Here is an 11966-nt window from a genome sequence, read left to right as displayed (position 1 = left end):
TTTAACGCTCAATACTAACACTTAAATCCTGATATTCCTTAGAATAGAAGTTAGTTCCAATTTCTGTATTAATGTCCAAAGATAAGGCAAGGGTCTGCTCTTTTATATATTCACTCCACGTATTTATTGCTTCCTTAATTTTCTCATCTTCTGTTTTGATTGTTACTCTAATTCTATCTGATATATGAAAATCAGCTTGTTTTCTAGTTTCTTGAATGAGCCTCACAATATCTCTCGCGAGCCCTTCTAGAATTAATTCATCATTTAGTTCAGTATTTAGAATGACAATCCCTTTATTGTTATCAAATACAGAGGAATATTCACTGTTTGCTTTTAACAATAGTTCATATTCGCCTTTTTCTATAATATAGTTCTCTGATTCGTCTCCTAGAAATATCTGCTCATTCTCAACTTGCTTCCATTTTCCCTCCTTGACATATTGAACTAGCTTCTTGATTTTGTCTGGAATTCTTTTCCCAAGCAGTGGGAAATTTAGCTTTAACTCTAGTGATGCAATATCTTCAAGTCTGTTTACTAACTTCAGTTTTTTTACATTTACCTCATCTTTTATCATCTCCTGGTACTCATTTGAATCTGCAGCACACTGGATCCCAGTGTCAGCTACTTGGATAACAGGAGAGAACTCTGGGATGACAGAAAGCGGTTCACCTTCAAGAAAACTACAGGAAGACTGATGATAAATGATCATACTGCCAAGCGGCTGTCTGATACGTATATTAAAAGTGTTTCTGATCGAAAGTGCAGAGTTGCACACCTCTCTCACTAGATCCATCTTGGCAATGAGCTGACTATCAAACTTCTCTAATTGTGGAAAATTAGCCAAATGAACAGATGTTTCTTCATACTTAAGCCCTTGCCATATATTCTCTGTTATAAGTGGCAACAAAGGAGCTGCAGCTCTTAGTATGTAATAAAAAACCGTATATAGAACATTATAAGCATCAGTTTTATCCTGATCCAAATCACTTTTCCAAAAACGCTCGCGACTGCGACGAATATACCAATTATTTAGCACTTCAAAAAAGTTCATTAAAATTTTGCAAGCCTCTTGGGAGTTATAGCTGTTCATAGAAGCTTGGATACTTTCTATAGCTTCAAAACATTTGGAAATCATGTAGCGATCAATAGTACTTTGATAATCCTTACAAACTTCAGCTTTAATTCCATCTGCATTTGCATACATAGTAAAAAAGTGATAACTGTTCCAAATAGGTTTTATTACGTTTTTCAGAACATCTCGTATTGAGTTTCCTTCTTTATCGAGTAGCAAATTACCACCACAAACAATAGATCCAGAAAGCATAAGAAAACGCAGTGCATCAGAACCGTATCTATCAAAAACCTCCATTGGATCTGCATAGTTATTCAAACGTTTGGACAATTTTTGCCCTTTTACATCCAAAACAACACCGTGGCATATGCAGTTCTTAAATGGTTCCCTATCAAACAAAGCAGTGGACAATACAAAGAGCGTATAAAACCACCCCCTGGTTTGCGCTATGTATTCAGTGATAAAATCCGCAGATTCAAACCACTCCTTATTTTCAAACGGATAGTGGATTTGCGCAAATGGCATCGAGCCAGATTCAAACCAGCAGTCAAACACGTCAGGTACACGGCGCATAACTGATTTTCCTGTTGGATCATCAGGATTTGGTCTTGTTAAAGTATCGATAAATGGTCCGTGCAAATCGTCTATTTTAACATTAAAATCTCTCTCCAGTTCTTCTATTGAACCATATACATCTACTCTTGGATATCTCGCATCGTCTGATTTCCATACAGGGATTGGCGTACCCCAGAATCGATTGCGTGAAATTGACCAGTCGTGTGCCCCTTCAAGCCATTTTCCAAATTGACCATCTCTAATGTGGTTTGGTATCCAATTAACTCTCTTATTTAGCTCTACCATTCTGCTTTTGAATTTTGTAACAGCAACATACCAAGAAGGCATAGTGCGATAGATCAAAGGAGTGTCAGTTCTCCAGCAGTGTGGATAATTGTGAATATATTGTTCAGTTTTAAACCAATTCCCTTGCTCTTTTAATTTTTTTATTACTGTATCATTGGTATCAAAAACATGAACCCCTGCCAAATCTGAAATTTCAGCAGTAAATTTTCCACTGTTATCAATTGGACAAATAACTGGAATATCATGGCTTTGGCAAAGGTAAAAATCTTCCTCACCAAATCCAGGAGCAGTATGCACAACGCCAGTACCGTCTTCTTCCGTCACATAATCAGCAATAAAAACGCGAAATGCATTTTTTGTGTCTTTAAAATAGTCAAACAGTGGTTTGTAAGAAAGACCTGCAAGATCATTCGCTTTAAGTTTTATATTGCAGTTTTCATATGGAATATTGTTTTGTTCAGAGTGGCTGATAAATTTCTCTAAGTAGCTTTCAGCAAAAATGTATATTTCACCATTCATTGAACTTCCTTCACTACTCCCTGTCATCCCAGTGCCCAGACACTGGGATCCAGAAATAGATTCCAGCGTCACGCGCTGGAATGACATCAAAGGGTGGACTGACACTGCACAATACTTAATATCTTTTCCTATTGCTAAAGCCAAGTTGCTCGGCAACGTCCAAGGAGTTGTAGTCCAAGCAAGTAATTTACACTTTCGTTTAACACTTTTAAATTGCTGTGGGTTTTCTAAAAGCTCAAATGCAACAGTTACAGCTTTGCTAACTTTTTCTCTATACGCGTTATCAAGCCTTGTTTCGAAATTAGATAATGGAGTTTCGCATGCCCAGCTATATGGTACAACGCGCACTGATTCATACACCAGACCCTTATCATAAAGCTGCTTGAATGCCCACATGACCGACTCCATGAATGATTTATCCATAGTCTTATAGTCATTGTGAAAGTCTACCCACCTTGCTTGCCTATTTACATACTTCTCCCACTCTGATGAAAATTTCATCACAGAAGTACGGCAATGATCGTTAAATTTATCTATACCAAACTTCTCTATCTCAGTTCTACCAGATATTCCAAGTTCTTTTTCTGCACCCATCTCAGCCGGCAATCCATGGCAATCCCAGCCAAATCTACGTTCAACCCTTTTTTGAAGCATAGTTTGATATCTTGCAAATGCGTCTTTGATGAAACCAGTGAGTAAATGTCCATAATGCGGAAGTCCATTTGCAAACGGAGGCCCATCGTAAAAGACAAAACAATTATCCTTGGAACGTTCTTCAACTGACCGCTCAAAAACTTTGTTTTCCTGCCAAAATTTTATGATTTCCTTTTCTAACGATGAAAAATCAGGACTACTTACTGTATCAGGATAATGCTTTGACTTCATGTTCGCTATGTAAAACTAAAGAATATAGGGCTTTCTGAAAAATTACAAATTCAAAAATATTTCCGTAGCTCACACCCCAACAAACTATTCTGCCGAGCTTCCAATACCTTTTTTTAAGTTTTACTTGCAGTTTTTATTGTTTTACTTAACATTAACCCAAGCTTTAGGGGTATTTTATGGATCAGAAGACAGATAAGTTTCCACAATTTTTAAAAATGTTGTGCTTTGTTGAAATGTGGGAACGTTTCTCTTACTATGGAATGAGGGCACTTTTGGTCCTATTTTTGACTTCTCACTTAGGTTTCACTGATGAGAGGGCCTTTACTATTTACTCATTATTTGCTGCAACAGGTTATGCTATACCAATACTTGGAGGTTTTTTAGCTGATAAGTTGATGGGATTCCGCAACATGGTGTTGCTTGGAGGGATAGTGATGATAGCAGGTCATGCTTGCATGTCATTGGTTAAGTTTGAACCAGGTTTATTATATTTAGGTTTATCTCTAATAGCCATAGGTACTGGTATGTTTAAAGGGAACGTAACTAACTTACTTAGTTCATGCTATGGCAAAGACGATCCTGAACGTAGCAGAGGCTTTACTTTATTTTACGTAGGTGTGAATATTGGAGCAATATTGGCTTCTATTTCATGTGGTTATGTAGCCCACTTGTTTGGCTGGCACTACGGCTTTGGTTTAGCTGGTATTGGGATGTCTATAGGGCTAATCTTTTTTCTCAAATTTCAGAATCTTTTAGGAGATAGCGGCCTTTCTCCTTATCCAGAGCTTATGAATAAGCGCATATTAGGGATTAAAATTTTTGGTATAGTATTGATAGGAAGCTTTCTGTCATCATCAATAATTGCTAAAATGCTTATACATAGTGAATTTTTTACTAATATGCTCATATTTATTGGAATAACAGCTCTGGGCATATTTATTTATATAATATCTAAATTATCAGCAGAACAAAGACGAAAATTAGTGGCATTATCTATTCTTGTGGTATTTTTCTTGTGTTTTTTTGCTTTAGAAATGCAGCTTGGCTCTTTGGTTAACTTATTCACCGAAAGAAACGTTATTAACAATGTATTAGGTATAACAATCCCAGCTTCAGTTTCTCAAGCCATAAATCCTTTGTCAATTATAATATTTGGCTTTCTTTTTGGAACATACATGAAGTTTAAGCAAAAATATGCAACTTCCATGTTTACCCTTGGCCTTCTGACAATGGCTATGTGTTTTTTCACACTGTACATAGGATGTTTAAACTCTAACATTGAAGGTAAAGTAGAATACTTATATTTAATAATTGCTATCTCCTTTATGGGACTGGGAGAATTATGTATTGCTCTATTAGTCCAAGAACAAGCAACTACACTAGCCCCCAAAAACCTTAGAGGAGTAGTGATGGGTATAGTAATGCTGTCATTAGCGTTTTCTAACCTAGCCGGAGTTGCAATATCAAAATTTATGTCAGTTCCTTCAGTAAATGGTAAAATAAATTATTTAGAATCTTTAGAAATATATAAAGAGGGTTTTTTAAAGGTGGGAATATTTAATTTAATGCTCGTTATTGTATTTTTATTCTTCTTCAATTTTATACATAAAGTTGTTACTAACTCATCTTGTACAAAAAATTGATATAGGTAAGCTCAAATTTGTAGGTTTAAGGTACCCGTTCAGCAGAGGTAGCAATTAAACTTTGTAACTTTTGAAAAAGATTATGATTGCATTTTTTCAATACTCTTTGCTTAAGATTTATATTTAACGCTGCTTAAAATCAGTGAAATGCACACCCCAGCAAACTACTCTGCCGAGCTTCCAACACTTTCACATTTACTATTTTGTCCCTGTATTTATCTTCAGAATCATCAATGCACACTGATTGCATATATGGGCTTTTACCAATAATTTGGTTTTGGTGTTTACCTTTTTTATCGCTAAATAGAACAGGTATAGTTTTACCTACCATACTCTGGTTAAACTCAAGTTGTTGCTTACTAATTAATTTCTGTAAACGAAGAAGGCGCTCTGTTTTAACCTCTTCTGGTACTTGATCTTTTCTTTCCGCTCCCGGTGTGCCTGGTCTTGGGCTGTATTTAAAACTATAAGCCTGAGCATATCTAACTTTTTCTACTAATTTCATAGTTTCTTCAAAATCTTTTTCGGTTTCTCCAGGAAAACCAACAATAAAATCAGAAGAAAATTCGATTTCAGGTTTCAATTTGCGAAATCTGTCTATTATTTCCAAATACTCCTCTGCAGTGTGTTTCCTGTTCATCGCGTGCAATATTTTATTCGAACCAGACTGCACAGGCAGGTGAACAAACGGCATGAGCTTTGGCTCTTCCGCATGTGCCAAGTAGAGAGATTCATGCATATCTCTTGGATGAGAAGTTGTATAACGAATCCTCTCTAGCTTTTCAATTTTAGCAATATGACTAATTAATTTTCCTAAATCCCACACTTCCCCTTCGCACTCCCCATGGTAAGCATTGACGTTCTGACCAAGCAAATTGATCTCATTTGCCCCATTTGCAACTAATTTCAATGCTTCACGAAATATTTCATTCACTGGCCGTGAATACTCAGCTCCACGAGTATAGGGCACTACACAAAACGTACAAAATTTATCACAACCCTCTTGTATGGCAAGAAACGCAGAAGACCCCTGGCTATTGCCATAGCATTCATCTGGCAATTTATCAAACTTTGCAACTTCAGGAAAATCAGTGTTTATTACATGACCTTTACTTCTGCTTGCTTTGACTATCAGCTCCGGTAAGGTAGCGATACTCTGCGGACCAACAACAATATCAACAAAAGGAGCCCTTCTGAACACTTCTTCTCCCTCTGCTTGCGCTACACACCCAGCCACCACTATAGTCATTTCTTTTCGTAACGAATGAATCTTCCCAAGCTCTGAGTAAAGTTTTTCTGCTGCCTTCTCTCTAATGTGACAAGTATTCAGTATCACTAAATCGGCTTTCCCTGCATCACTAACAACGTTGAACCCCAAAGGTTTAATTACATTTTCCATTAAAACGGAGTCATAAACGTTCATCTGACAGCCGTAAGTTTTAATATATAGGCCTTTCATATTTGGTATGTCTTTTTCAAAATTTCTTCACCCTACACGTAAATGTCTAACAGACCAGCGCGTGACGCTAGTGAACTTGCTAGCACAATAGATTTTGACAAAATTATACGAAAAACTGGATCCCAGTGTCAAGCACTGGGATGACAAGTTCTCGGCAACCCCTACGTCATACCATCACGGTATCTCTAGATCCCGCTAACAAGTAGCGGGATGACGGTTGTCAGGGTGTCATGGTGCGCCAAGAAGTGCTTGGAGAACAGTTGGTGAAAATCCAACACAAACAAAGTCTAGCCAACAGTTTGGAACAGACCACTATGTTGCATGAGGTAACGAGTGTAATAGAGCTAGTGGGATGGACAATGCAGGGCACAACGGAAGTGAAGGAGTGGAGTCCCGAAATACCTGAAGACATAGAGGTCGACATGTTCATGGCCATGGAAGACAGCATGAAGGATAACGTAAAGGCAAGTTATCACTCACTCTATCGGGATCTGAGACCGTGCCATGTATTGAAATGGACTTCAAGTGAACTTGGGAGATCCCATGCATTCCTATTAAGGTACGTTGGAACAAGTCAACAAAGGCAAGAACTAGCGGAAGATGCAGGGGAAGTCGGACTGATTGATAGTACTCAGAATGTGGGAAAGCCACGTACAAGGGGAAGCGATCAGCAATATAGTAACTGGAATAGGGATTGCTATGCCAATACAACGGAGGTAGGAATAACATGCGATATAAACTAAACCAGATAGCAGTAAGAGCAAAGCAAGATAAGCGACTAAAATTCACATCGTTAGTCCATCTGATAAATACAGAGAATCTTGCGAGATGTTATAAAGAACTGAAGCGTAACAAGGCTTGTGGAGTAGACCAGATAACAGTGGAATCATACGGAGAAAATCTGAATGAGAAACTCGAAGTGCTAGTAGAAAGTATGAAGAGGAAGCAATATCAACCACAACCAGTAAAGAGGGTATATATACCGAAAGCTGGAAGTAAAGAGAAACGCGGACTCGGAATACCATCGACCGAGGATAAATTAGTACAGATTATGCTGAAGAAGATATTAGAAAATATTTACGAGGCAAACTTTCTGGACAGCTCATATGGATTTCGACCAGGAAGAAACTGTCATCAAGCGGTAAATGCACTAGATAAAGCAGTTATGTACAAGCCAATAAACTACATTGTAGAAGTGGATATCAAGAAGTTCTACGATAATATACAGCATAAATGGCTAATGAGGTGTCTAAGGGAACGAATAACTGACCCAAATTTGCTGTGGTTAGTAAAGCGGTTTCTCAAGGCAGGGATAGTCGAAGCTGGAAATTATGAAGCAACAAAACAAGGTACACCACAAGGCGGTATAGTAAGTCCTGTATTAGCAAATATATACTTACATTATGTGTTGGATTTATGGATAGAAAAGAAATTTAAACCAAGATCCAGAGGATATATACAAGTAATAAGGTTTTGCGATGATTTTGTGGTTTGTTGCGAAAGTAAGGTAGACGCGGAAGAATTTCTGGAATTACTGAAACAAAGGCTAAATAAATTTGGGTTGGAAGTATCTGAAAACAAGACCGGAGTAGTAAAGTTTGGCAAGAGGGAGTGGCAACGAGCGATAAGAGAGAAACGAAGGACGGAAAGTTTCAATTTTCTGGGGTTTACGCACTATGGTGCAAAAAGTCGTCGTGGTAGATTAATGATGGGACATAAAACCTCTAAGTTAAATCTAGCCAGAAAACTAAAAGAAATCAAGGAGTGGTTGAAAATAGTCCGCGGAAGTATTCGACTTAAAGATTGGTGGCAAGTACTGAAGGCTAAATTAACAGGACACTATAACTACTTTGGTATTAGCGGAAATTATTGGTGTTTGAAACAATTTTACACATCAGTAAGAAAGCTAGCATTTAAATGGATAAATCGGCGTAGTCAGAAAAAGAGTATGACCTGGGAACAGTTTGTACACTACGTAGAAGTAAATCCATTACCAAAGCCAAAAATACATTTTTCTTTATATGCATAAGAGGGACGACTGTGAAAACTAATATTGATGAGCCGTGTGCGGGAAATCTGCAAGCACGGTTCTTTAGGGGGAGTTGTAGTAATAAAACTCAAACGAGAGGAGTAAAGCTACAGCTTCTACCGAACAATTTGTATAGCTACATTGTCGGTAAATCTAAATTGCTTTAGTTATAGAAATAAATTTCGAGTCAGATGTGTATAAATTCTATATAATTTTTATCCTACTACTAATTTAACAAGATGGATCATATAGATATTATAAAATCAAAATTATTATTATCCGACATAGTAGGTAAAAAAGTCAGATTAATAAAAAGAGGAGATAGTTTTGTTGGGCTCTGTCCATTTCATAACGAAAAAACCCCATCTTTTTCGGTGAGCAATACTAAGGGGTTATATTACTGTTTTGGTTGCTTGGCTAGTGGTGATGCATTTGAATTTATTTCACAAACTGAAGGATTAAGCTTTAAAGAAGCATTGGAAAAATTAGCATCGGTTACAGGTGTTGAACTGCCCAAAAATCTTAGTATTACAAAAGAGGACAATAAACTATTTTTAGCGCTTGATTTAGCTGCAAATTGGTTTGCACAAAAAAATCAAGGTGTTGTAGATTATTTAAAGCAGCGTAAGATTTTACCTAAAATCATAGATAAATTTAAGATAGGTTATGCACCAAGCTCTGGTTTGAAAGAGTATTTAAACTCTTCAGGTATTGAAGACAAAATTTTAATTGATATTGGATTAGTAAACAAAAATTTTCATGATTATTTTTATGACCGGCTGATATTTCCTATACAGAGCATTGCAGGGAGAGTTATTGGTTTTGGCGGACGTGCGCTAAGTTCTGAGCAACAGCCGAAATATTTAAACAGTCCAGAGAGTCAGCTCTTCAAGAAGAGGGAGAATTTATACGGATTAAACTTTGCTTTAAGCGAAATACGTAAAAAACAGCACATACTCGTTGTTGAAGGATATATGGACGCTATAGCGCTACATCAAGCAGGAATTAGTAATGCAGTTGCTCCGCTTGGTACCGCAATTTCTGCAGAACAGATAAAAAATCTATGGAGATTTGCTAAAGAAATCTCCATCTGTATGGATGGCGATAGTGCTGGACGTCATGCTGCTACCCGAGTTGCAGAACTTGCTCTGCCAATATTAGAGCCTGGATACACGTTAAAGTTTGTGACTTTGCCAAGTAATAAAGATCCATACGATATATGTAACGAACTGGCATACAAGAAAGAAGACGTGTTGACTGCTCTTGACCATTCAACAAAACTGCATTCTGAATATTTATGGCATCACATAATCGATAGCAATTTGCAAAATTATGAAAAACTTGCTCCGGAAAAATATTCAATTCTTGAGCACAAGTTCATGGAATATGTAAATACTATTAGCAACAGCAGTATTAGAAGGTATTACAGAGATTATTTTTACAATAAGGCTAGTGAACTAAGAAGTAGCTTCAAAAAACAGATTTTTAATAGTAAAACTGGAGCAACAAAAGGTGAGTATCTTCATAACAAATCTCCAGAGCTAATTGAAGCAGAGCAAAATCAGGCCGTAATTTTGCGTATAGCCGTAGAATTTCCTGAAATTTTGAACCGTCCTATATTTTTTGAGCAATTTTCTCATTTTGAATTTACTAATGAGATGAAAAGATTACAACAGCGTGTAATTGATGTAATAAGTAACAAAAGCAAACTCGATAAAGAGGCTTTGTTACAAGAATTGAAACAGTTTAACGTTATAAAGTATGTATTTGAAAAAACTAGTGTACTAAATAGCCAACTGAACGAGAGAAAATCTGCAGAAATTGTGTGGAATAATATAGTGTTACTAAAAGAATTAAATGCATTACGAAAAGAAAGAACCGAAGCGAGGCTGAGCGGTAATCTTGACTTAGAAGAAAGGTTAATAGAACAAATAGAGCAAATAGAAAGTAGTATACAAGAAATGCAAATGGAGTTTATTGAAAAGTAGATATCGTCTCGTTAGTCAACAAGAAAATTACAAAATAAGACAATATTTTACATAAGATTGAAATTTTTAACTAATTAAGCCTTCCTCCAACAGCTTTGCCCTGTAGTTTTTGATATGGTTAGGATCACTTGAAAATGTATAATTTTTGTAGTTAGCTCTGCTATGCATATAAAGCTTACTATTGACTTTTATCACATTATCTCACATTATCTCACATAATATGCATGTGAGAAGAATATGAACTGGAAGAATTTTCGTCTTAGTACACGTCTCAACCTAGAAGGGCCTGTAATTGAGCAAGTGTACGAGTTAATTACTGCAGTTGATAGTGTTAAAAATAGCTGGCAGATAACGAAAAAACTACTACCACAAACAATTGAAAGATTAACTCATTCAGTTATTGTTACATCTTCTGGCGCTTCTAACCGTATTGAAGGAAATCGTCTAACCGATAAAGAAGTTGAGGACCTATATAAAAACCTACGTGTCAAAAAATTTAAAAATAGAGATGAGCAAGAAATTGCTGGCTACTTAGAAATGCTTAAACTAATATTTCATGATTATACGGATATTCCAATTAGTGAGTCATCAATATTGCACATTAATAACCAGATGCTACTTTATAGTGAAAAAGATTTGTATCATAGAGGAAAATACAAAGCAAGTTCTAATAGAGTTGAGGCAAAAGATCAGAATGGAAAAGTTGTTGGTATAATTTTTGATCCCACACCACCTTACCTTGTTAGAAAGGAAGTACAAGAGCTTATTGATTGGTATCACTGGTCCTTAAATAATAAATTTAAGCATCCTCTTATTATTGTTGCTAACTTTGTTTTTGAGTATCTGGCAATACACCCTTTTCAAGATGGGAATGGCAGAACTAGTAGATTGATAACTAATTTAATGCTGTTGCAGCAGGGTTATGATTTTGTATCTATTGTATCACATGAAAAGATAATTGAAACTAACAAACTTGATTACTATTTAGCGCTTAATAAAACACAAAGTAGCTGGAAAAGTGGCAAAGAAGATATTTCCCCATGGTTAATATTTTTTCTTAATGTGCTCAAAACGCAAGCAAATGAGGCGCATTATATTCTTGAGAGGGAGAATACTGAATATTTATTATCAAGAAAACAATTATTCTTCTGGGAGTGGGCACTTAGCCTTGCAGATAAAGAATTTAGTAGAAAAGATGCTATAGAAGCTCTAGGATTTCCTCCAAGAACAGTAGAGGCAATTACAAAGAAACTGCTAGGGATGAAATACTTACAGCGTCTTGGAGAAGGCAAAGCCACTAGATATAAAGTTATTATTTAAAAGTTTTAGTATGTTTTTCGAGATTTTTTTAAATCCAGTCTTATGCACAACTTTGTTTGCAATTTTATTCGATTAAAAATTGCATTTTAGCAATAAAAAACTTACTTATTATAGGAAAATCTTGTGTTTGTTCTCATATAAAACTATTTATGGAGTGACAATGGTACATGTATTATACTTACATTTCTGA

At 36.2% G+C, this 11966-nt stretch carries 8 protein-coding genes; 6 read left to right on the top strand and 2 right to left on the bottom strand.

The features are described from left to right. Nucleotide 1: 1 nt before the first annotated feature. A complete protein-coding gene (locus AAGD84_RS05110; protein ID WP_265037949.1) occupies nt 2-3337 on the bottom strand; it encodes an isoleucine--tRNA ligase in 3336 nt (1111 codons plus the stop codon). A gap of 176 nt (nt 3338-3513) precedes the next feature. Between AAGD84_RS05110 and AAGD84_RS05105 the strand changes: the two genes are divergently transcribed. Next, nucleotides 3514-4980, top strand: a complete 1467-nt coding sequence (locus AAGD84_RS05105) for an oligopeptide:H+ symporter (RefSeq protein ID WP_341817899.1) — start codon at nt 3514-3516, stop codon at nt 4978-4980. Nucleotides 4981-5119: 139 nt separating this feature from the next. Here AAGD84_RS05105 and miaB read toward each other — a convergent pair whose 3' ends face one another. Then, nucleotides 5120-6439 (bottom strand): tRNA (N6-isopentenyl adenosine(37)-C2)-methylthiotransferase MiaB, encoded by a 1320-nt coding sequence (gene miaB / locus AAGD84_RS05100; protein WP_010962578.1) that lies wholly within the window; start codon nt 6437-6439, stop codon nt 5120-5122. A gap of 230 nt (nt 6440-6669) precedes the next feature. Between miaB and AAGD84_RS05095 the strand changes: the two genes are divergently transcribed. The 5 genes from AAGD84_RS05095 (at nt 6670) to AAGD84_RS05075 (ending at nt 11776) form a co-directional block, all read left to right on the top strand. Beyond that, nucleotides 6670-7182: a hypothetical protein gene (locus tag AAGD84_RS05095; RefSeq protein WP_245611107.1), complete on the top strand. Its 513-nt coding sequence runs from the start codon at nt 6670-6672 to the stop codon at nt 7180-7182. Next, nucleotides 7167-8468 carry a group II intron reverse transcriptase/maturase gene (ltrA, locus tag AAGD84_RS05090; protein WP_341817847.1) on the top strand — a complete coding sequence of 434 codons (1302 nt, stop codon included), beginning with the start codon at nt 7167-7169 and terminating at the stop codon, nt 8466-8468. The genes AAGD84_RS05095 and ltrA overlap by 16 nt, the downstream gene beginning before the upstream one ends. 11 nt (nt 8469-8479) lie before the next feature. Next, nucleotides 8480-8635, top strand: a complete 156-nt coding sequence (locus AAGD84_RS05085) for a hypothetical protein (protein WP_264723420.1) — start codon at nt 8480-8482, stop codon at nt 8633-8635. Between the two features lie 72 nt (nt 8636-8707). Further along, nucleotides 8708-10456 carry a DNA primase gene (dnaG, locus tag AAGD84_RS05080; protein WP_264723421.1) on the top strand — a complete coding sequence of 583 codons (1749 nt, stop codon included), beginning with the start codon at nt 8708-8710 and terminating at the stop codon, nt 10454-10456. Nucleotides 10457-10693: 237 nt separating this feature from the next. Continuing rightward, nucleotides 10694-11776 carry a Fic family protein gene (locus AAGD84_RS05075; protein WP_213863077.1) on the top strand — a complete coding sequence of 361 codons (1083 nt, stop codon included), beginning with the start codon at nt 10694-10696 and terminating at the stop codon, nt 11774-11776. Nucleotides 11777-11966 lie beyond the last annotated feature (190 nt).

Origin of the sequence: Wolbachia endosymbiont (group A) of Andrena fulva, assembly GCF_964026815.1 — a bacterium.
Classification (GTDB): domain Bacteria; phylum Pseudomonadota; class Alphaproteobacteria; order Rickettsiales; family Anaplasmataceae; genus Wolbachia; species Wolbachia pipientis.
Note: the sequence above shows the minus strand (reverse complement) of the source record. Positions and strands in the feature narration are given on the sequence as shown.